The sequence below is a fragment of the Streptomyces sp. NPDC007808 genome, from assembly GCF_042868655.1.
Taxonomy (GTDB): domain Bacteria; phylum Actinomycetota; class Actinomycetes; order Streptomycetales; family Streptomycetaceae; genus Streptomyces.
This window is the reverse complement of the sequence record NZ_JBIAEQ010000010.1, coordinates 311,449-332,327: the sequence shown is the minus strand read 5'-3', so window position 1 is coordinate 332,327 and position 20,879 is coordinate 311,449. Positions and strand designations below refer to the sequence as shown.

The 20,879-nt window shown below is 70.5% G+C and carries 15 protein-coding genes; 12 read left to right on the top strand and 3 right to left on the bottom strand.

Annotation, left to right across the window (positions count from 1 at the left end):
• Nucleotides 1–255: 255 nt before the first annotated feature.
• Nucleotides 256–789: a TerD family protein gene (locus tag ACFYNL_RS34615; RefSeq protein WP_388810742.1), complete on the bottom strand. Its 534-nt coding sequence runs from the start codon at nucleotides 787–789 to the stop codon at nucleotides 256–258.
• A gap of 155 nt (nucleotides 790–944) precedes the next feature.
• Here ACFYNL_RS34615 and ACFYNL_RS34610 point away from each other — a divergent pair, with 155 nt between their 5' ends.
• The 3 genes from ACFYNL_RS34610 (at nucleotide 945) to ACFYNL_RS34600 (ending at nucleotide 3,245) form a co-directional block, all read left to right on the top strand.
• Nucleotides 945–1,550: a YdbC family protein gene (locus tag ACFYNL_RS34610; RefSeq protein WP_388810739.1), complete on the top strand. Its 606-nt coding sequence runs from the start codon at nucleotides 945–947 to the stop codon at nucleotides 1,548–1,550.
• A 117-nt stretch (nucleotides 1,551–1,667) separates the two neighbouring features.
• On the top strand, nucleotides 1,668–2,327 hold the full coding sequence (locus ACFYNL_RS34605; protein ID WP_388810736.1) for a histidine phosphatase family protein: 660 nt from the start codon (nucleotides 1,668–1,670) through the stop codon (nucleotides 2,325–2,327).
• Nucleotides 2,328–2,339: 12 nt separating this feature from the next.
• Complete coding sequence (locus ACFYNL_RS34600; RefSeq protein ID WP_388810734.1) at nucleotides 2,340–3,245, top strand: ADP-ribosylglycohydrolase family protein; 906 nt, start codon at nucleotides 2,340–2,342, stop codon at nucleotides 3,243–3,245.
• Between the two features lie 353 nt (nucleotides 3,246–3,598).
• On the opposite strand, the gene ACFYNL_RS34595 is transcribed toward ACFYNL_RS34600, so the two are convergent.
• Nucleotides 3,599–5,146: an MFS transporter gene (locus ACFYNL_RS34595; RefSeq protein WP_388810731.1), complete on the bottom strand. Its 1,548-nt coding sequence runs from the start codon at nucleotides 5,144–5,146 to the stop codon at nucleotides 3,599–3,601.
• A 193-nt stretch (nucleotides 5,147–5,339) separates the two neighbouring features.
• Between ACFYNL_RS34595 and ACFYNL_RS34590 the strand changes: the two genes are divergently transcribed.
• The 3 genes from ACFYNL_RS34590 to ACFYNL_RS34580 all read left to right on the top strand — a co-directional run bounded on the left by ACFYNL_RS34590 (nucleotide 5,340) and on the right by ACFYNL_RS34580 (nucleotide 7,457).
• Complete coding sequence (locus ACFYNL_RS34590) at nucleotides 5,340–5,963, top strand: TetR/AcrR family transcriptional regulator (RefSeq protein ID WP_388810730.1); 624 nt, start codon at nucleotides 5,340–5,342, stop codon at nucleotides 5,961–5,963.
• Nucleotides 5,964–6,045: 82 nt separating this feature from the next.
• Complete coding sequence (locus ACFYNL_RS34585; RefSeq protein ID WP_388810727.1) at nucleotides 6,046–6,747, top strand: ribonuclease HII; 702 nt, start codon at nucleotides 6,046–6,048, stop codon at nucleotides 6,745–6,747.
• Between the two features lie 68 nt (nucleotides 6,748–6,815).
• Nucleotides 6,816–7,457 carry a hypothetical protein gene (locus tag ACFYNL_RS34580; protein ID WP_388810724.1) on the top strand — a complete coding sequence of 214 codons (642 nt, stop codon included), beginning with the start codon at nucleotides 6,816–6,818 and terminating at the stop codon, nucleotides 7,455–7,457.
• A 347-nt stretch (nucleotides 7,458–7,804) separates the two neighbouring features.
• Here ACFYNL_RS34580 and ACFYNL_RS34575 read toward each other — a convergent pair whose 3' ends face one another.
• Complete coding sequence (locus ACFYNL_RS34575) at nucleotides 7,805–8,440, bottom strand: hypothetical protein (protein WP_388810722.1); 636 nt, start codon at nucleotides 8,438–8,440, stop codon at nucleotides 7,805–7,807.
• A gap of 415 nt (nucleotides 8,441–8,855) precedes the next feature.
• On the opposite strand from ACFYNL_RS34575, the gene ACFYNL_RS34570 reads away from it, so the two are divergent.
• The 6 genes from ACFYNL_RS34570 to ACFYNL_RS34545 all read left to right on the top strand — a co-directional run bounded on the left by ACFYNL_RS34570 (nucleotide 8,856) and on the right by ACFYNL_RS34545 (nucleotide 20,544).
• Nucleotides 8,856–11,015, top strand: a complete 2,160-nt coding sequence (locus ACFYNL_RS34570; protein WP_388810720.1) for a RecQ family ATP-dependent DNA helicase — start codon at nucleotides 8,856–8,858, stop codon at nucleotides 11,013–11,015.
• Between the two features lie 507 nt (nucleotides 11,016–11,522).
• Nucleotides 11,523–13,385 (top strand): DUF4192 domain-containing protein, encoded by a 1,863-nt coding sequence (locus tag ACFYNL_RS34565; RefSeq protein WP_388810717.1) that lies wholly within the window; start codon nucleotides 11,523–11,525, stop codon nucleotides 13,383–13,385.
• A gap of 1,181 nt (nucleotides 13,386–14,566) precedes the next feature.
• Nucleotides 14,567–16,486, top strand: a complete 1,920-nt coding sequence (locus ACFYNL_RS34560; RefSeq protein WP_388810715.1) for a glycogen debranching N-terminal domain-containing protein — start codon at nucleotides 14,567–14,569, stop codon at nucleotides 16,484–16,486.
• Between the two features lie 129 nt (nucleotides 16,487–16,615).
• Nucleotides 16,616–17,374, top strand: coding sequence for an NUDIX domain-containing protein (locus ACFYNL_RS34555; protein WP_388810712.1), 759 nt, complete (start codon nucleotides 16,616–16,618; stop codon nucleotides 17,372–17,374).
• Between the two features lie 175 nt (nucleotides 17,375–17,549).
• Entirely contained in the window at nucleotides 17,550–19,493 is a 1,944-nt protein-coding gene (locus ACFYNL_RS34550) for an ATP-binding cassette domain-containing protein (RefSeq protein ID WP_388810710.1), read from the top strand.
• Between the two features lie 163 nt (nucleotides 19,494–19,656).
• Entirely contained in the window at nucleotides 19,657–20,544 is an 888-nt protein-coding gene (locus ACFYNL_RS34545) for a FadR/GntR family transcriptional regulator (RefSeq protein ID WP_388810707.1), read from the top strand.
• Nucleotides 20,545–20,879: the final 335 nt, after the last annotated feature.

Sequence of the window (20,879 nt, the reverse complement as noted above, 5' to 3'; positions counted from 1 at the left end):
TGTTGCTCGACTGCGAGGGCGTGGCTGTAGAGGGAGGGCTGACCACTGAGAGTGCCGCCCAGGTCCCAGGTCTGGGGGAGGCTCACCGGACGGGGGCCCGGGTGTCCTTTCGCTTCGTCATGCGCTGATCTTCGCGCATGGGCTCGGCGCGGGCAAGAGTCGTACCGCCGGTGCACACGTCGCCCATGAGGAGGGGCGCCGACCACATGTCGGCGCCCCCGACTGCCGTACGGCCCGCGAGCGTGCGGGCGATCCTCAGTGCGGCTGTGGCCTTCCCATGGCGGACGTGAACGTCGCCGGGTCGTCCTCGAAGCCGTGAACTCCGGGGTGGAAGACCCACGTACTCGATCCTTCGCGCACGAACTCCGCGACCGTCGCCGCCGTCGATCCCAGAACGCCGCCGAAGTCGTCCTCGGCCAGCACGGTGTAGCCCTCGCGGATACGCAGGGCGGGCTGGACCACGCTGACGAAGGTGCGCTCAGCGGGACGCTGCTGGATGACGACTCCGACGACCACGCGCGCGTACCGGCTGTCGAGCCTGTCGAGTTCCACGGTCAGGACCTCGTCCCAGCCGAAGCCCTTGCCGTCCTTGCTGTCCCGGTTCAGAGTGATGGTCCCGTCCGGAGAGCGGCTGTCGAAGTGCACCACGTAGGCCGGATCACCGTACGGATCGTCGGTCAGGTAGGTCGCGGCGATCAGGTCCAGATCGGTGGGTGGCTGCCCGGCGGGACTCGGGTCCCACTTGACCGAGATCTCGACTTTCCGGATCCCTTTGTTGATGGCGTTCACCAGGCGTCCCCTTCCCCGTTCCGCGAATGCCGTCGGCCCGAACTGCCCAGCAGACGAGACCGGTTGCCCATCCTGCCATGCATGCGGGGGCGTGCGCCGGTGAGCTCTGCGCCCGACAGTGACCGGCGCCACGCTGGTGGCCTTACCATGGCGCGGTGCTGGTCAAGTGGATTCGCTGCACCGTGGTGGACCGCCGCGGCTTCGAGCGCGGGCAGCGAAAATGGGCGGGGCTTCTGGGGGAGCCGGGGTTTCGGGGGCAGGGTGGTGGGTGGAGTCGGGGGCGGCAAGGGGTGGTGCACATCTTCTCGTTCTGGGAGAGCCGTTCCTTCTACGACTCCTTCATGGCCCGCTCCCACGGCAGGCTGGCGGCGGCCCAGTCGGGCACCTTCAAGGACCTCCAGGCGAAACTCTTCGACTACCGCTTCGACGTGAAGACCGGCTTCGAACCGCGCTTCACCGACGCCGACCTCGTCAGGGTGGCTCACTGCCGTGTGCACGAGGACCGCGCCGAGCACTTCACGCTGATGCAGGAGAAGGTGTGGAACCCGGCCATGGCGGGTTCTCCCGGCATGATCCGCGGCCTGTTCGGTGAGGCGCCAGGTCATGAGTTCCTGGTGCTGTCGATGTGGCGGTCCGCCGCGGAGCACGGCAAGTACCGCACCGAGCGCGTGGAGCGACTGGCCCTGCGGGCTCAGACGGAGGCGGACATCGCGGCCCTCACGGGTGACATCGTGGAGCTCGAACCCACCTGGATAGTTTGAATTTCAAACCGTCGTTGGTGTGGCTGGTGTGCCCAATGGTGCAGGAAATGTGTGACCTACGCCGTATAGCGTCCACACGAGTGCTCGAAGAGCCGTCACCCGATCTAGGGTTTTGGCATGGCACGACCACGGCGCATCGTCCTTGTCCGGCACGGGGAGTCAACGGGCAATGTTGATGACACCGTCTACGAGCGTGTGCCCGACCACGCACTGGCCCTGACCGAGCGGGGCCGGCAGCAGGCCGAGGAGACGGGCAAACGGCTGCGGGAGGTGTTCGGCCGTGAGCGCGTCAGCGTGTACGTCTCTCCCTACCGTCGCACGCACGAGACGCTGCGTGCCTTCCACCTCGACCCCGATCTCGTACGGGTGCGCGAGGAGCCCCGCCTGCGTGAGCAGGACTGGGGAAACTGGCAGGACTGCGACGACGTACGCCTCCAGAAGTCCTACCGGGACGCCTACGGCCACTTCTTCTACCGCTTCGCCCAGGGCGAGTCCGGCGCCGACGTGTACGACCGGGTCGGCGGCTTCCTGGAGAGCCTGTTCCGCAGCTTCGAGGCGCCCGACCACCCGCCGAACGTGCTGCTGGTGACCCACGGCCTGGCCATGCGGCTGTTCTGTATGCGCTGGTTCCACTGGACGGTCGCGGAATTCGAGTCACTGGCGAACCCCGGGAACGCGGAGATGCGGATGCTCGTTCTCGGGGACGACGGCAAGTACACGCTTGACCGGCCGTTCGAACGCTGGCGAGATCCGGAGCCGTACGGGGTCACCGGATAGAGTGGCAGGGCGATGACCGCTGATTTCTCTCTCGAAGGGCGCTTGGACCGCGCCCTCGCCAGCCTGCGTGGACTCGCGGTGGGGGACGCGCTGGGTTCGCAGTTCTTCGTGCCGGTGAACTATCCGCTGTTGAAGCGCCAAGAGCTGCCGTCCGGGCCTTGGCAGTGGACGGACGACACGGAGATGGCCTGTTCCGTGGTGGCCGTCCTCGCGGCCCACCACCGCATCGACCAGGACGCTCTGGCCCGCTCCTTCGCCGAACACCACGACTTCGACCGGGGCTACGGTCCGGCGGTCAACCGGTTGCTGCGGCTGGTCCGCGAGGGGGGCGACTGGCGCGAACTCTCCGCCGCACTCTTCAAGGGGCAGGGCTCCTGGGGCAACGGCGCGGCGATGCGTATCGCGCCCCTCGGCGCCTGGTACGCGGGCGACCCCGAGCAGGCGACCCACCAGGCCGAGATCTCGGCCTATCCCACGCACCAGCACCGTGAGGCCGTGGTCGGAGCCATGGCCGTCGCCGCGGCCGCCGCGCTCGCCGCAGCGCCCGGGGGAGCGCCGAGCCCTGAGGTACTTCTCGACGAGGTCATCGCCCTCGTCCCCAAGAGTGCGGTGGGGGCCGGCCTGCGACGGGCTCGGGACATGCTGGACTACGGTGACGCGGCCACCGTCGCGGCCGTGCTCGGCTGCGGGCGGCGTACGACGGCTCACGACACCGTGCCCTTCGCGTTGTGGTCGGCGGCGCGGGGTCTGGGTGACTACGAGCATGCCTTCTGGACGACGGCGCAGGTCGGCGGCGACGTCGACACCACGTGCGCCATCGTGGGCGGGGTGATCGGTGCCGGGAAGGCCGGGGCGGTGCCGGTCGAGTGGTCGGAGAGGACCGAGGCTCTCCCGGAGTGGGTGCCGACGTCCGTGTAGGCCCGATTCCGGCGGCAACTGGAACCGTCGATGACTTTCTGCACCTGTTTGGGAACTCTGCGTAACCGGCCGTCCGTTGTCATGGCAGTCGAGGTGCGGCCGCCGAGGCCGGACGCTCAGGTGATACACGAGGGGTGCGGGGGTGTGCAGCCATGGGGCTCATGTCGGTGCTGGGTGCACTGATCGTCCTCGCGGCATCAGCCTGGAGAGGATCACGACGAGCCTGTCCCCGCGTTGCCCGGGTCTCCCCGAGGCCGGTGGTGTCGGGAGCGGTGCGGATGGCCGGCTCGTCGTACTCACCGGGTGTCCTCCAGACGCGATCCGGCCATCCACTGCCCTTCGAGGTCTTGGCCTCAGCCGGCCATGGGGCCCGCCGTCCCGGCCAGAGCCTCCAGGTCGCTCTTGCGGACCCGGATCACCAACCATGCGGTGGCCAGGGCGAGCACGGCCATCGCGGCGGCCGCCACGAAGCCCATCGAAATGCCCTGGGTGAGCACCTCATGCCCCCACGGGCCGGGCAACTGCTGGGTCCTGGCGAATTCCGCCTTCTGTTCCGCCGATGCCTCAGCCATGAAGGCCGGCACCTGCTTCTCCGCCTCGTCCTTGCTCGCCGAGCCGAACACGGTCGTCAGGATGGACAGGCCGAGCGAGCCGCCCACCTGCTGGGTCGCGTTGAGCAGTCCGGACGCGGCGCCGGCCTCGTGCTGGGCCACTCCGGAGACCGCTGTGATCGTCAACGTCACGAAATTCAGGCCCATACCGAAGCCGAACAGCAGCATCGGCCCGAGAACTCCGCCCGCGTACGAGCTGTCGGCGCTGATGAGGCTCTGCCAGGCCAGACCGATCATGGTGAGCGCGGAGCCCACGAGCATGAAGGGCTTGGGGCCCAGAGTGGGCAGGAACCGCTGCGACAAGCCCGCGCCGAGCGCGATCACGACCGTCACCGGCAGGAAGGCCAGACCGGCTTCGATCGGGCTGTACTCCAGCACGTTCTGCACGAACAGCACGATGTAGAAGAACATGCCGAACATGGCCGCGGCCAGGCTGAGCATGATCACATAGGTGCCCGAGCGGTTGCGGTCGGCGAACATCCTGAGCGGGGTGATGGGCTCCTTGGCCCGCGACTCGATGAGCGCGAAGGCCAGCAACAGGACCACCGCAGCGACGAAGGACCCGATGGTCAGGTTGTCCCGCCAGCCCTCGTCCGCCGCGCGGATGAAGCCGTAGACAAGGGACGCCATGCCCACGGTGGAGGTCAGGGCACCCGCTATGTCGAAGCGGCCGGAATGTCGTTCGGACTCGGTGATGAAAAGCGGGGTGAGCACGGCGATCACGATGCCGATGGGGACGTTGACGAAGAGCACCCACCGCCAGTCGAGCCACTCGGTCAGCATGCCGCCCGCGAGCAGGCCGATGGCGCCTCCTCCGGCGGAGACGGCGGCGAAGACGCCGAACGCCCGGTTGCGTTCCGGACCTTCGGGAAACGTCGTGGTGATGAGCGCCAGCGAGGTCGGCGACGCGATCGCGCCGCCGACGCCCTGCAGGATGCGCGCGGCCAGCAACTGCCACGGTTCCTGGGCGAGTCCGCCGAGCAGCGACGCGAGGGTGAAGAGCAGGATGCCGGTCATGAAGACTCGGCGTCGGCCCAGGATGTCACCGGCACGGCCGCCGAGAAGCAGCAGGCCGCCGAAGGTGAGCGTGTAGGAGCTCACGACCCAGGTGAGGTCGGTGGTGCTGAACTTGAGTGCGTCTTGAATGTGCGGGAGCGCGATGTTCACAATCGTCGCGTCGAGTACCACCATGAGTTGGCAGGCCGCGATGACGGCGAGCGCGATGCCGGGATGCCCCTCCCGGCGAGCCGCACCTGGTTTGTGATCCTTGGTCAACTGAGAGGTTGTCACTATGGGTCCCCCACAAGAGCGTTAGTGAACGCTCGCGTTCACTGTCGCGTCAACCGTAGTGAATCGCCGGTAGTGAACGCAAGCGTTCACTCACGTTCTTGCCCTGCGGTGAGCCCTGTCCCCGTCGGTCGCCGCACGGTGTTCCCCGGTCCCCGTAATTCGCCCGCTTCACCTGCCCGTTGGAGACGTACAGATGGTTACCTCGCGCTGGACGGCCACCCCTGCTCGGACGGCCTCCCCTCGCCGGCGCGGCGCCGTGCTCGAACGCGCGATCCTCGACGCCGCGCTCGAGCAGCTCAGTACCGTCGGCTGGAGCGGCCTCACCATGGAGGGCGTCGCCACCGGCGCCCAGACCGGGAAGGCTGCCGTCTATCGCCGTTGGCCCTCCAAGGAGGACCTCGTCGCCGACGCCCTGCGTGCGGGGCTGCCGCGCTTCGAGGCGGCTCCCGATCATGGAAGTGTGCGCGAGGATCTGCTCGACCTGTGTCGGCAAGTGCGCGAGGCGATGTTCTCGCGCTCGGGTTTCGCGCTGCGGTCGGTGATTCACGAGTGCGACAGTCTGCAGGCCGAGCGCTTTCACGGTGTGATCTTCAAGGGGGTCGTCGAGCCGACGATCAAGCTGCTCCAGGAGGTCATCACACGAGGAATCGAGCGGGGAGAGGTGCGGACCGACGCGGCGAACGGTTACGTTTTCGACGCCGTTCCAGCGATGATGATGTACCGATCAAAGATGTGCGCGAGCGAATGGAGCGATCATGAGCTGGAGGAGATGATCGACCAGTTGATGGTCCCGTTGCTGCGTCCGACCGGCATGTGAATCATGCCTCTGCCGGGCCGGTCGCCGGTTCGGTGAACCGGGGTGTCGAAGCGGGTTCCCGGCGGCGTACGCTAAGGGCGCCATGCCGTACGAACCGCCTACCCACACCGTCGAGCGCTCCCTGCGAGCCACGACCGGAGCGAAGATCATTGCCGGTGTCGACGAGGTGGGGCGCGGCGCCTGGGCCGGCCCCGTCACTGTCTGTGCGGCGATCACCGGACTGCGCCGGCCTCCCACGGGTCTCACCGACTCCAAACTGCTCACCGTCAAGCGGCGCACCGCGCTCGCCGAGGAACTGCGGACGTGGGTGACGTCGTACGCCCTGGGGCACGCCTCCCCGGAGGAGATCGACGAACTGGGGATGACGGCCTCGTTGCGGCTTGCCGCCGTGCGGGCCCTGGAAGGTCTGCCGGTCCGCCCCGACGCGGTGATCCTCGACGGGAAGCACGACTACCTCGGGGCCCCCTGGCGGGTCCGGACCGTGATCAAGGGCGACCAGTCGTGCGTGGCGGTCGCGGCGGCCTCGGTGATCGCCAAGGTTCAGCGCGACAAAATGATGGCCGAACTGGGTATCGACCATGCAGACTTCGGTTTTGCGGACAACGCCGGGTATCCATCGCCCGTGCACAAGGCCGCGCTGGCGGAGCGGGGGCCCACCCCGCTCCACCGGTTGTCGTGGGCGTATCTTGATGCGCTGCCCCAGTGGCGGCACCTCAAGAAGGTCCGCACTTGGATGGAAGGAAGCGTTCCGGAGGTCGAAGGGCAGCTCGGCTTCGATTTCTGACGATTCCACTCGCACTTGTGTGCCACCCGCTGGCGCGAGCCGCACCAGCGTTTGATAAACATCAGCTCATGCCTCTCATTCCCGAGGAGCCTCAGATTCACGAGAGTGCCCAGGGTCCCCGCGCCACTCCGGCCAGCGGCCGTACCGCGCCGACCCCCCGTCCCGTACCCGGCCCCCGCCCCGCGGCTCCGTCGCGCCCCGGCCGACCCGGGCCCCCGCGGCCCGCGCCGCCGGTGCAACGTACGCCGCGTGACACGGCCCTGGCCAAGCCCGGTCCTGCCGGCCCGGCTACGCCTGCCGCCTCTGCCGAAGCCGTGGCGACTCCGCAGATCCAGCTGATCCCGGCCTCACCCGAGGGCGCGCTCGACGCTGCCGAGGAGGCCGTCGACCTGCTCCTGGATTCGGGACGAGCCCCCGGCGACGTATTGGTGATCACCACCGGTGAACAGCACCCGTGGGCCGCCCACGAGCTGTCCTTCGGCGAAGCCGCCTACTGGGCGCAGCACGACGCCGGCGACGACGTCTTCTACGCCGACGCCTCCGCCGCGGCACGCTCCACTGGGCGCCCGGTCGTCGTCGTGGCGGTCAACGGCGGATCCGACACCACCGCGGCCACCGTGCTGCCTCTGGCCCTCAGCCAGGCACGTGCCCTGCTGATCGTCTGCGGTGATCCGCAGCGGATCAACTCGGTGCTCGGCGCAGGCGTTTGAGCCCTACCGCTTGTCCCGGGGCACGCGCCGCGGGACGGTGGGGGGGGCAGGACGCCACCGTAGTGGCATCTGCACGGAGAAGCCTTCGCCGTGCGCGGATACGTGGGGAAGTACGACGTGCCCGGCCCGGTTCACCGAGTGAGCTGATCGAGCCCTGGCGCGTCGCCTCGCCTCACGTCGTGCAGCTCCGGCGGGCGCGCTGCGGGCCGGTTCGACGGCGCGATGCCCCCGGCGGGCGGTAAGGCAGCGCTGTCGGCCGCGCTCGGCGTCGTACGCGGATGCCAGACCACCGTGGCGCATGGGCGCTCCCGCGCGAGGCCGCCGGGCCGCTGATCCCGACGGCGTCCTCAGCGGGCGGCCGCGCGTCGCATGACCTCCGACGCCGCGCCGCCGGTGCGGGGTATCGGAAGTGGTGCCTCGGAGGTGGCGAAGGGCTCCGGCGATGAGTCGGCGTTGGGGCGGCGGCCGCCGCGGTTCTCGCCGAGGACCTGCCAGCCGTCGCGTGTCAGCGTGATGTACGCACCGCAGCGCAGACCGTGCAAGGTGCACGCGTCACGCAGCCCCCACATCCACGCACCGTCCTCTTCCGTCCAACGACCGTCGCCCTCACGGCAGTAGAGCAGCACCGCGGTGCGAACCGGGGTGCGGCGCCGCAGGTCGTGCGGGATGACGCGACGCAGCTGCGCGAGCAGCGCGTTGCGGAACGTCCAGCCATCGGCCGGAGCCGGGCGGCGAGTGAACGATGCGCTGGCCCGCAGCCGCTCGTCAGGGTCGAGTACGGCCACGATCGCGGTCGCCGGTCTGGGGCGGTGCCGTGAGTGCAGACCGCTGACGACCTCGCGTGGGTTGCGCAGCAGGGGGATTCCCGCAGCGGCCCACTCGGCGGGTTCGAGCATGCGGGCCAGGGGGTTGGCGGACGCGGCGGGCAGGTCGACTGAGGTCGACATGGATGCCGCGGAGGACGGAGCGAATCCGAAGGTCACGGTCCTCCCTTCGGCTACGCGCCCACACTGCGGGGCGGGGTCGGAATCGGGGGAGCGCGCACCGCAACAGAGCCCTACCGGATCACGAGTGGGCCGTGCGGGGAGCGGACTTCAATTCTTCCTGTCGAACCTGGTTGCGGCAACGAGCAATTGGGCCCGCCGCCCGATATCTGATGCTGTGCGGGTTATATCCCTACCCAGTGCGTCACGGTGCGATGCACGGGACGGCCTCGGCCGGTGCCCCGCGACCTTCCCCGTACGGGGTGCCCGTGCCGGACGCGCCCAATCGGCAGCCTCGCCGGCCGGCCCCTGACCTGGGCGAACGCCTGGATCATGAGGCCTGGTGGGGGAGCACTTCGCCCAGGACGAGGGCCGTGAGTGGGCGATTGTCAGTGCCGTCGGGTTGCATGGGGGTATGGACGTTACGGAGCTGCGTGCCGAAGCCGATGCCATCCTCGCCGAGCTCGTCGGTGCCCCCGGCGGTCCTGCGCGGTTGCGGGAGGACCAGTGGCAGGCGGTCGCGGCTCTGGTGGAGGAGCGCCGACGTGCGCTGGTCGTGCAGCGCACCGGCTGGGGAAAGTCGGCGGTGTACTTCGTCGCCACCGCGCTGCTGCGCCGACGTGGCTCCGGGCCCACGGTGATCGTCTCGCCGCTGCTCGCGCTGATGCGCAACCAGGTCGAGTCCGCGGCGCGGGCCGGTATCCGCGCACGCACCATCAACTCCGCCAATCCGGAGGAGTGGAAGGTCATCTACGACGAGGTCGAGCGCGGCGAGACCGACGTCCTCCTCGTCAGCCCGGAACGCCTCAACGCCGTCGACTTCCGCGAGCAGGTACTGCCCAAGCTGGCGGCCACGACAGGCCTGCTGGTGGTCGACGAGGCGCACTGCATCTCCGACTGGGGCCATGACTTCCGCCCGGACTACCGGCGGCTGCGGGCGATGCTCGCCGAGTTGCCCACCGGTGTGCCGGTCCTGGCCACCACCGCGACCGCCAACGCGCGGGTCACCGCGGATGTGGCCGAGCAGCTCGGGACCGGTGGCGGCGAGGCTCTGGTGCTGCGCGGACCGCTGGACAGGGAGAGCCTGCGGCTGGGCGTGGTCCGGCTGCCGGATGCCGCGCATCGTCTGGCCTGGCTCGCGGAGCACCTGGACGAGCTGCAGGGCTCGGGCATCATCTACGCCCTCACGGTGGCCGCGGCCGAGGAGGCCACTGCCTTTCTGCGGCAGCGTGGCTTCAGGGTGGCCTCCTACACGGGGCGCACAGAGAACGCCGACCGACTGCAGGCCGAAACCGATCTGCAGGAGAACCGGGTCAAAGCCCTGGTCGCGACGTCGGCGCTGGGCATGGGATTCGACAAACCGGACCTGGGCTTCGTCGTGCACCTCGGCTCACCGTCCTCGCCGATCGCCTACTACCAGCAGGTGGGGCGTGCGGGGCGCGGCGTAGAGCACGCCGATGTGCTGCTCCTGCCGGGCAAGGAGGACGAGGCCATCTGGCGATACTTCGCCGAGACGGCCTTCCCTCCCGAAACGCAGGTGCGCGAGACCCTGTCGGCCCTCGCCGACGCGGGACGGCCACTGTCCGTGCCGGCCCTCGAAGCCCTGGTCGACCTCCGACGCACCCGGTTGGAGAGCATGCTCAAAGTGCTCGACGTGGACGGGGCCGTGAAACGGGTGAAGGGCGGCTGGATCTCCACCGGCGCGCAGTGGGTCTACGACTCCGAGCGGTACGGCTGGGTCGCCCGGCAGCGGACGGCGGAGCAGCAGGCCATGCGCGACTACGTGAGTACGTCCCAGTGCCGGATGGAGTTCCTGCGTCGGCAGCTGGACGACGAAGGGGCGGCCCCGTGCGGCCGGTGCGACAACTGCGCGGGGGCGTGGGTCGAATCCCATGTCTCGGCGGAGACGCTGAGCGGGGCGGAGAAGGAGCTGGATCGCCCAGGGGTGGAGATCGAGCCGCGCCGGATGTGGCCCACGGGAATGCCCGCGCTGGGCATCGAACTCAAGGGCCGTATCCCGGCCGACGAGCAGTGCTCCACCGGGCGGGCCCTGGGCAGGCTCTCCGACATCGGCTGGGGCAACCGCCTGCGCCCGCTGCTGGCCGACAACGCGCCCGACGGGCCTGTCCCCGACGACGTCCTGCGGGCCGCGGTCGCGGTCCTCGCCGACTGGGCCCGCTCGCCGGGTGGTTGGGCGCCGAACGTCCCGGACGCCTCCGCCCGGCCGGTGGGGGTCGTCGCCGTACCCTCCATGACCCGCCCGCAGTTGGTCGGCTCGCTGGCGGAGGGCATCGCGTCCATCGGCCGCCTGCCTTTCCTGGGCACCCTGACGTACAGCGGAACGAGCGGCGCCCACGCGGCACGTCGCAGCAACAGCGCCCAACGCCTCCGCGGGCTCTTCGGCGCCTTCACCGTTTCCGAGGAGCTGTCCGAGGCTCTGGCCCTATCCGGTGGTCCGGTCCTGCTCGTGGACGACTACACCGAAACCGGCTGGACACTCGCGGTCGCAGCGCGACTGCTGCGACAGGCCGGCAGTGAACGGGTGCTCCCGCTGGTACTGGCAGCCGCGGGCTGACCTACGAGGAGTCCTGAAGGCGGCCACCGCTGTCTGGCGCCCCGACTGTTGTTTCGGTCGGCGGTCTGGTGGGCGACACCCTTAGTCATCCAGGGCAGGAGGGGCGGCCTGAGGGTGGCCTGAGGGCGGTCTCGGAGTGTGCGCTCCTTGAGCGTCGCGAAGTCCCCGCAACCCGCCGCCACCATGCGTCGAGTCGGTGAGGATGTCGAAGATCACCGATCGGTCAGAGACATCCAATGAGGTGGCGCTCGCTGAAGGGGTCGAGGGACGAGGCCGTAGCCAGTGGGCCGGCGCGGTTCCGGTGCGCACGCGTCATGTCCAGATCGAACCTGTCGGAACCAGCGTGCATGCCCCGGCCCGGTCCTTCCGTTCGGCTTTTACTGAACTGGCCTCTGTTCGCGGGAAGTTGCTCACTGCCGTGCCTGTGGATCACAGGGTTGTCGTGTCCCTGGTCGGACTTATCCACAGGGGAAAGCGGAGCCTCGCGATCCGCGAGATCGTCGGTGCATGACGAAGCACAGCGAAACGACCGGATCTTCTGAGAACGAGGACATCGTGGACTCTGAACGGCAGTCCGCCACGGGGGCGGCCGATCGGGACCGCGCGCATGAGGAGGTGGGTCAGCGCTCTGAGGACGCGTCCGCTGGAGCGCTCGACGGGCATGAGCCGAGTAAGTTCCACGAGGGCGAGGGGCATGAGCCCAATGAGGGCAATGAGGCGCAGGGTTGTGACAAGTCCCCCGGGTGCTCCCGACCAGCCGAGCAGCCCGACGTGGCCGCATTCGGCGAACACCCGGCGGAGCATCAAGTCACCCTGCGCACCCCGGACGAACTGGCCGACGCGCTGCCGTATCTCCTCGGATACCGCCCCGAGGACAGCATCGTGCTCGTCGCCCTGCACGAGCGGGACGGCCGCGGCCGGTTCGGCGGTCGCGCCCGGCTCGGCATCCCCGCGAACGCGGACGACTGGGAGTCTGCTGCCCGGCAGTTGGTTCACGGACTGATGAGGGGAAGCGAGCGCAGAGGAGCCCGACCTGAGCAGATGGTCGCCTTCCTGTGTCAGGAACCACCGCAGGGCCGAACCGGCCGACAGGTCATGGAGCGGCTGCGCCCGTTGGCCCAGCAGATGCGCATCGCGTGCGGCAGCCTTGATGTTCCGGTGATCGAGGCGCTGTGCATCTCGGACGGCCGTTTCTGGTCCTACTGCTGCGACAAGGTCGAGTGCTGCCCGCCCGAGGGGCGGCCGATGGGCCTACCCGGTACGTCCGTGCTGGCCGCCGCAGCCACATACGCCGGACTTCAGGTGCGGGGTACATTGCGCGAGTTGCGGGCCAGGCTGATGCCCTGGGAGACCGCTGCCGCCCTGGAACAGGAAGTCGCCCTCGACGCTGCGGGCATGGCGCTGGTCCCCAGGATCCTCGATGACTTCGCACGGATGGGTGTGGCGGAGGAGACGCTGAGTCTGGCCGAGCGGCTCATGAGCCGGTTTGCCGCGGCCACGCCCGTCTCGGGGACCCTCGCCGCTGATCTGCGCGACGACGAACTACTCACGCACGACGAAGCCGCGAGGCTCATTCTGGGCCTGCAGGATCGTACGACCCGCGACCGCGCGGCCGAGTGGATGGAGGGCGACGAGGCCGGGCCGGCCCTGCGACTCTGGCGGGCCCTTGCGCGCCGTTGTGTCGGACCGTACAGCGAGCACGCAGCGCCGCCACTGACGCTCGCGGGCTGGGTCGCCTGGTCCACCGGTGACGAACTGGAGGCCAGGGAAGCCCTTGCCATGGCGCTCGGCGCCGACTCCGAATACCTCTTCGCCCGCCTCCTGCACCAGGCCTGCAACGAGGGGCTCGATCCGGAGTCGATCCGCCGCTGCCTGCGCAGGGAACGCCTGAGCCGCGAGGGGAACGAGCCGGCTCAGCGGACGGACGCCGGGCGTACGACCGCGGAGTCGACGACTGTGGTGGCAGCGCGTGCGGGGCGGACCGAAGCCGAGCGACCGGACGCTCAGCCGGCGGGTGAGAGGCGGCTCGATGAGGTGGAGGACGCCGAAGAGCCCGTACGGGGCCGGGCAGTGAAGGCCACGCCCGCACCGTGCGAGGAGAGTGGTCGTCCACGGTCCGTGCAGCTCTCGGCCTCGACCGGCGGTTCCCCTCGCCCCGCCGGGGCAGCCGGGCGGGCGCGGGCCGCGGGTGTCACTCGCACGCGTGCCTCGGGTACGCGTCTCGGAGCACAACGGCCGGGTGCCGGCACCGCTCCACGCGCTTCCAAGAACCCGGCTCAGCGTAGCCCGAAGAAGGGGCCCGAGCGCCGGCGTCAGGCGCGATCCGAGGTCATCCGTCCCGAAGCGCTCAGCGACGAGGGGGAGACGTGAGTCGGTATGAGCGGACAGTTGACGAACTTCCGCGCCATGACGTCTGCCGCAGGCGGTGGCTTGGTCGGTACCTCACCCGGTGGGGCGGCCGACACACCCTGCGGCAGCCTGGTCGACACCGCACGCGGCGGCCCGATCGACAGCACACGTGGCGACTTGACTCAAACCGCACGTGGTGGCTGTGGGGCGACGCGTCGGCGCGGGCCGAGAAGCGGCGGCCGTTGTTCCGGCTTGTGCAAGGAGCCCTCCTCGTGGAGCGGCTCCGGCACGGCGTCCGCTCTCCCGGGCGCCACGGCCAGCTGCGTGCGCAGGGGTCACTCCGTCCCGCCCGTGACCTGGAGGAGTTCCTCCCCGTTCACCTGAGTGGCGGAACGCCCGGACCGGCCGTGCCGCCTCACAGCCCCTGTCACTCCGGATCCCCCAGCCGGCGCCGCGGACGCCCGAGGCGCGACGAGCGCAGAGGAAGCCGCCCCATGCCACAGCCGACTCCCGCCTCCCCTGCCGCCGACGATCGCGAGACGACCGGCGGATCGATGACCCCCCGCAGGCTGGATACGGGGCACCTTTCGGCCGGGGGCTCCCCAGCGACGCTCCCGCCCAGGTCGCCGAGCGAGCCGTCGCAGGGTTCGGCGCCGAACGGCCGGGGCTGGTCCCTTCAGGCTTCGGCGGCGCACGGGCAGCGACCTGATGAGGAAACCGAGGAGCCACGGTGGCTCGCGGCCGGATCGACGGAACCAACGCCCTCTACGGTCTGGCGTCCGTCGGCCGGTCAGGACGCTCGCCCATACTCGCGGCAGGGGCGCGCCACGCTGCCGCTGCAGCCGACAAGGCCCACAAGCCCGGCGAGGTCGCCAACATCAATTACCGCGGTCTCTCCAACCCCTCATGCCTCTCAAGCTCCTCCTGCCTTTCCAAGCGCCGCGGCCTCTCCAGCCCCTCCTGCCATCTCAGCGACCTCGCCCAACCCCGCCACCCTCCCGGCCCCGAGTCCCCCTCCGAGCCCCCCGTGCCCCCCGAGCCTTCCGAAGCCCCCGACACCCCGCTCATCCCCGAGCCAGGGCGACACATCACCACCGCAGGCCCGCTACGACTGGGGCTCCTCCCCACCGACAAGCGCGCCCTCGCCTCGTCCACCGTCGAGCTTTCGGCGACCCGCTTCCTTGCCCTCAACCCACGACGCGATGATCTGCGTCGCCCTACCGGGTCTCGCCATCTCCACGCATTCGGGGCAGTTGACCGGACACGGGTTGGACGGGTTCTATCGCGCGGGGCGTCGCGTTCTCTCGCGCTGCCGGGTCCGGGTGGCCGGGCGAGAACCACTCCCGGTGCAGGCACGGATGATGTCGGCCGACTGCGCCAGATTCGTGGGCACCTTGAGCGTTTCTCCGCAGGCCGGACCCGACCCGGACGTCGTCGTCGAGCGAACCCGACACGCCGACGGCAGCGAGCGAATCGTGCTGCACAGTACGGGCCTGCGTCCGCTGCGCGTGCCGGTAGAGATCTCCCTCGGCACGGACCTGGCCGATCTGGGCGCGATCGCCTGCGGCAACACGGGGCCGGAACTGGCCGCCACCGTCCATGACTCCGGTCTGCGCTGGACGTCCTCGGTGGGCTGCGCGGCGGTGACGGCCGACCCGCCCCCCACCGACGCGCTGGCCTCCGCGGGGCTGCTGCGCTGGGAGTTGGCCCTGACCCCGGGCGGCAGCGCGACCATCGAGCTGCGCGTTCGCCAGGACGGGGCGGGCCCCGTGCGGGCTGTGGGCCGGGCGGCGACCAGCCCGCTGGCGCCCGCGCGGGCCACCGGTGACGACCCCAGGGTGGAGGCACTCCTGCGGACGAGTATCGAGGACCTCCAGGCCCTTCTGCTGCGCGACCCCGCGCACCCCGCCGACATGCATCTGGCCGCCGGGGTGCCCTGGCGCTGCGGCATGGCTCCGGCTGAGGCCCTCGCCGCGGCCCGGGTGGCCCTGCCCCTGGGTACCCGGCTTGCGGTGGGCACGCTGCGCACCCTCGCCCGCAGCCAACACCGAACGCAGGGGCGCAAGTTCGGGATGATTCCCGGCCCGATACGGGACGCCGGCACGCATCTGCCGCCGAGCTGCACGGGTACGGAGGCCACGCTGCTCTTTCCCACGCTGCTCGCGGAGGCCCGACGCTGGGGCATGTCCGACGCCGACACCGAGGAGCTCCTCCCCGTGGCCGAGCGATGCCTGAGCTGGCTGCGGACGACCACGGGCGACGGCACGTATCTGCGCGACCCGCACCCCGATGGTCCCGTCCGCTGCGAGACCCAGGCCCACGCCCACCGTGCGGCCCTGCTCGGTGCCGACCTCCTCGACGCCTGCGGAAGACCGGGCGGTGCCGAGCTGCGCGCCTGGGCAGGTGCGCTGCGGTCGGCGTTCCGCGAGGACTTCTGGATCGACGACGTGGGCGGCGGGCGCCCCGCGGCTGCCCGAACCCCCGACGGACGCCTCGTCCCGCATCTGGGCGCTGCCGCCGCCCATCTCCTCGACACCGGTCTGCTGGGCGGGGGAGAGCAGGCGCCCGGCTTGCTCGACAGGGTGCGGACGGAACAGCTCGCCCGGCTGCTCGGCGGTCCGGCCATGGATTCGGGTTGGGGCCTGCGCGGACTGGGTGCCAAGGAGCCGGGCCACAACCCGTTCGGTCATCGCACCGGTGCGGTGCGGGTCCACGAGACGGCCCTCGCCGTGGCGGGCCTGGCCGCCGCCGACTACGAGAAGGAGGCGAGCGCACTGCTGCGAGGGGTGCTGGCGGCGGCGGAGTCGTTCGACCACCGGTTGCCCGAGATGTACGCGGGGGAGCAGCGCACCGACGGGAGTGCCCCGCTCCCGCATCCCGCGGCCTGTCGTCCTGCGGCCACGGCGGCGGCAGCCGGGGTGCTGCTGCTGATGACGCTCGCGGGCATCCGCCCGGACGTCCCCGGGGGGACGGTGACGTTGCGGCCGATGCGCAGCGCGCCTGTAGGGGAGATCGTCCTGACGGGCTTGCGGGTGGCCGGTGCGCCCTTCGCCGTACGCGTCAGCAGGCTGGGTCTCGCCATGGTCGAGGAGGCGGCCGACGGGCTGCAACTGCGGGTCTGACCTCGGACGACACCACACAGCGCAGCACAGGACGAGAGGGCGGGGCGCATACCGGACGGAAATGGATCAGCCGCCGCTGAGGCCAGTGAAGGGAGTGTTTATCGTCAAGCAGACGACTATGATCGCGGCATGCCCTACGACCCGTCAGCCTTTCCGCCCTTTGCCGTCACCGTGGACCTGGTCGTGCTGACCGTGCGCCGCCATGCTCTGTGCGCGTTGGCGGTACGCAGGGGCGAACCGCCGTTCCAGGGGCGCTGGGCACTGCCCGGCGGGTTCGTGAGGGCCGACGAGGATCTGGCGCAGGCGGCGGCGCGCGAGTTGGCCGAGGAGACCGGGCTGCGCGCCCACGACCCTTCCGTCCCCGTGCAGGACAACGGCGCCCACCTGGAGCAGCTGGCGACCTACGGTGACCCCAAGCGGGACCCGCGGATGCGTGTGGTCAGCGTCGCCCACCTCGCGCTCGCGCCAGACCTGCCCGCTCCCCGGGCGGGAGGCGACGCCAGCAATGCCCGCTGGGCGCCCGTGGACGAGTTGTTGCAGCAGGGCGGTTACGGCCGCGACGGCGAACCGGTCGCGCCGCTCGCCTTCGACCACGCCCAGATCCTGGCCGACGGGGTGGAGCGAGCCCGCTCGAAGATCGAGTACTCGTCGCTGGCCACTGCGTTCTGCCCCGCCGAGTTCACCGTGGGGGAGCTGCGCCGGGTCTACGAAGCGGTGTGGGGTGTGGCCCTTGACCCCCGCAACTTCCACCGCAAGGTGACCGGCACGCCGGGCTTCCTCGTCCCCACCGGAGGTACGACCACGCGCCAGGGCGGCCGCCCCGCCCAGCTCTTCCGGGCCGGTGGAGCGACGCTGCTCAACCCGCCGATGCTGCGCCCCGAGGTCTGACACCGCAGCCCAGAACCCACGCCGGGCCGGATGGAAGAGTGCCGATCCGGGCCCGCGAAGGGCGTCGTCGGGGGCGAACAAGGCCGGGCAGGGATCCGGCCGGACAGACCTGCCGTCCGGGTAGCGGGCCTTGCGCTGCCCGGAAAAACGGACATAACGCGCTATCTTGCTGAGGGTGATCCAGGCCATCGGGTTGACCAGCGACCCTCGCAAGGAGCTTCCTCCCGCCGTCGACGACGTCTCCTTCGAGGCGCGCGCGGGGCATGTCACCGCGCTGCTCGGGGCGTCGGGTGCGGGTAAGTCGACGGCGCTCAGACTCATGCTCGAACTTCAACGGGGCCGTGGGATCACCTACTTCAGGGGGCGCCCCTTGCACCGCATCGCCCATCCGTCGCGTGAGGTCGGCGTACTGCTGGGGGACGTCCCCGGCCACCCGGCCCGCACGGTCCGCGGCCATCTGCGCATGCTGTGTGCCGCCGCGGGCGTTCCGGCACGCCGCGCCGACGAAGTCCTGGAGGTGGTCGGTCTCGTCAGTCTGCGGGACGAGCGCCTCGGGACCCTCTCGCGCGGCATGGACCGCCGGCTGGGCCTGGCCTGCGCCCTGCTGGCAGACCCGCACACCCTCGTCCTCGACGCCCCCGCGGACGGGCTCTCGACACGTGAGAGCCGTTGGTTGTACGGCATGCTGCGGGCGCACGCGACCCAGGGCGGCACGGTCCTGCTGACCACTACCGACCCCAAGGAGGCCGCACGCACCGCCGACCGGGTCGTCACGCTGGAACGGGGCAGACTCGTCGCCGACCAGGAGGCCGCCGACTTCGCGCGAACCCGGCTGCGCCCCCGTGTCGCCGTCCGCACCCCGCATGCCTCCCGCCTCGCCGCCCTGCTCACCAAGGAGGCACGCGCTGCACGGCGCAGCGTCGAGGTGGTGCGCGAGGGCGGCAACCGGCTCTCCGTGTACGGCAGTACCTGCGCCGCCATCGGGGAGATCGCGTTTCGGCACGGAGTGCTCGTGCATCAACTGGCGGACGAGATCGGCGACATGGGGCCGAGCCGCCCGGCGGACGCCCCCACGGAGGCCGGGGTCGACGAGCTCACGGCCACAGCGACGGCCACGGTCAAGGCCGACCCGATCCCCGCCAAGGCCGAGCCGATCCCCGCCAAGGCCGAGCCGATCCCCGGCGAGACCGAGTCGACTCCGGACGAGTCGGCGACCGATGCGGGGACGGACACGGCGGGACGCTGCGCAACAGGCACCGCGACAAAGACCCAGACCTCCGGCTCACGCTCGTCGACCTCCTCCGCCGACCGCCTTCCCGATCTGCCGCCTCCCATCTCCGTCCGCTCCGCCCCCAGCCCCCTGCGACCCCTGCGCTACGAGATCCGTCGCGCCGCCGGTGTCGGTACGGGTTTTCTCACCTGTGCCGCCGTGCTCGTGGTGTCCGCCGTCACCGCCGTCCTGCTGGCCCGGGTCGGACACACTCCGCGGCCGCGGCTGTACGTGGCGTGGCCGCAGGAGCTGCCGTTGCCGCCCGCGGCGCTCGGGGCCGGGCTGCTCGGTGCGATCGCGTTCGGCGACGAGTTCCGCCACCCCGCCCTGGCCGCGGATCGCGGCACCGTGCCCCGCCGCCTGGGGTTGCTCGTCGCCAAGCTGCTCGTCACCTCCGTCGCCGCGCTGGTGCTGGCCGTCCTCACCGTGGGCTGCGACATCGAGATGCTCTACCTCGTCTACGGACGGGAGCTCGCGGAGGTTCCCGCGGACTGGCTTTCGCTGAGCGTCAGTTGGATCGGGCTCATGGTCGGCTGCGCGTGGGCCGGCGTGCTGGCGGCGGGCCTCTTCCGCTCGACCACGGCCGGGCTCGCCGCGGTGGTCTCCGTGCCCGTCCTCCTCGTACCCCTGGTGCAGAAGATCATGGAAGGGCCGTCCGTGCGGACGGCGGCGGGGTTCCCGCTGCGGGTGCGAGAGGTGCTGCTCTCCCAGTGGCCCTTCGGGGGCGAGCGCTACCTGGCCGCCGTCGCACGCGTGATCGCCCAACCCGTCGGTGGTGCGCTGACGTTGTCGCTGGCCGCCCTGCTCAGTGCCTATCTGCTCACGACCCTGCGGAGCAGGGTCCGATGACGACCGTCCCCGCCCCTGCCTGATTCCGTCCTGCGCACAACTCCCCGGGAAAGCCCAATTCTTTCCGATAAGGCGTCAATTGCGACGGGGTGAGCGATCACCCTTTCGTGTGCTTTTCACCAAAGACCTCAAGGGAGTTGGAGACGGCGCCGACAAAGGATCCGTGAGTACCCTTGCGCACACCATGATGACCGCCGCCCGCGCCACCGACTCCGGTCTTGCCGGCCCGGGCGATCTCGACCGCTACCCCTACGCCGAGGCATCCGTCGCCGACCGCGTCGGAGCATCCGCCTGGGAGAGCGCGGACCCGGAGCTGGGCCGTGTCGGCCGGCGTGCCGCGGGCAGCCGCGGACGCGGGCTGCACGGCCAACTCGTTCAGCAGCTCGGCCAGATGATCGTTTCCGGCGACCTCGGTGCCGACCGTCCGCTCGTGCCCGAGGAGATCGGGCAGCGATTCGAGGTCTCCCGCACCGTCGTCCGCGAGTCGCTCCGCGTCCTGGAGGCCAAGGGCCTGGTCAGCGCCCGGCCGAACGTCGGCACGCGCGTGCGCCCCGTCAGTGACTGGAACCTCCTCGACCCGGACATCATCGAGTGGCGGGCCTTCGGGCCGCAGCGAGACGACCAGCGCCGGGAGCTGAGCGAGCTGCGCTGGACGATCGAGCCGCTGGCCGCCCGCCTCGCCGCCGGGCACGGGCGCGACGACGTCCAGCAGCGGCTGGGCGACATGGTCGAGATCATGGGTCACGCGATGGGGCAGGGTGACGTCCTCACCTTCTCCCGCGCCGACGCCGAGTTCCATTCGCTGCTCATCCAGGTGGCGGGCAACCGCATGCTGGAGCACCTGTCGGGAATCGTCTCGGCCGCCCTCCAGGTCTCCGGCGGCCCTGTCACGGGCTGCGACCGGCCGAACGAGACCTCGCTGGCGCTGCACGGCAGGATCGTCGACGCCCTCGCCACCGGCGACGGAGCGGCCGCCGAGACCGCCATGCGTCAGCTGCTCACGGTCCACCCCGAGGTCGAGCGCGTGGTGCCCGCACCCCGTGAGCACTGACCTCACCCCCGGGGTGCGCGACTGAAGGACGCCTCCCCCCTCCTGGGGTGTCGATCGGTTTGCGTACCCTCTCCCGTCGGACCCGCAGGATCCAGCACGGATCCTGCGGGTCCGACGGCGCGACGAGGCGGTGGATCGCCGTACAGTGCATGGGGCAAACTGTGAATGACCGGGTATGTCTACGTCTGATCGTTTTTGATCGGTTACGGGATGTGACTCGGGCCACGCAGATTGGGCGTAACGCTCGGGGAAACAACGCGATGACCTAAGAGGTGACAGCCGAGGAGGGAATACGGACGCCGCTCAAGGCGCTGTGCATCTTCCCGGCCCCCGCC

Excerpts from the sequence above, each read along its gene's own strand:
- ACFYNL_RS34580 (WP_388810724.1), top strand. The coding sequence starts at position 6,816 with ATGCCTCTCATTCCCGAGGAGCCTCAGATTCACGAGAGTGCCCAGGGT.
- ACFYNL_RS34585 (WP_388810727.1), top strand. The coding sequence starts at position 6,046 with ATGCCGTACGAACCGCCTACCCACACCGTCGAGCGCTCCCTGCGAGCC.
- ACFYNL_RS34590 (WP_388810730.1), top strand. The coding sequence starts at position 5,340 with ATGGTTACCTCGCGCTGGACGGCCACCCCTGCTCGGACGGCCTCCCCT.
- ACFYNL_RS34570 (WP_388810720.1), top strand. The coding sequence starts at position 8,856 with ATGGACGTTACGGAGCTGCGTGCCGAAGCCGATGCCATCCTCGCCGAG.
- ACFYNL_RS34605 (WP_388810736.1), top strand. The coding sequence starts at position 1,668 with ATGGCACGACCACGGCGCATCGTCCTTGTCCGGCACGGGGAGTCAACG.
- ACFYNL_RS34565 (WP_388810717.1), top strand. The coding sequence starts at position 11,523 with ATGACGAAGCACAGCGAAACGACCGGATCTTCTGAGAACGAGGACATC.
- ACFYNL_RS34555 (WP_388810712.1), top strand. The coding sequence starts at position 16,616 with ATGCCCTACGACCCGTCAGCCTTTCCGCCCTTTGCCGTCACCGTGGAC.
- ACFYNL_RS34600 (WP_388810734.1), top strand. The coding sequence starts at position 2,340 with ATGACCGCTGATTTCTCTCTCGAAGGGCGCTTGGACCGCGCCCTCGCC.
- ACFYNL_RS34560 (WP_388810715.1), top strand. The coding sequence starts at position 14,567 with ATGATCTGCGTCGCCCTACCGGGTCTCGCCATCTCCACGCATTCGGGG.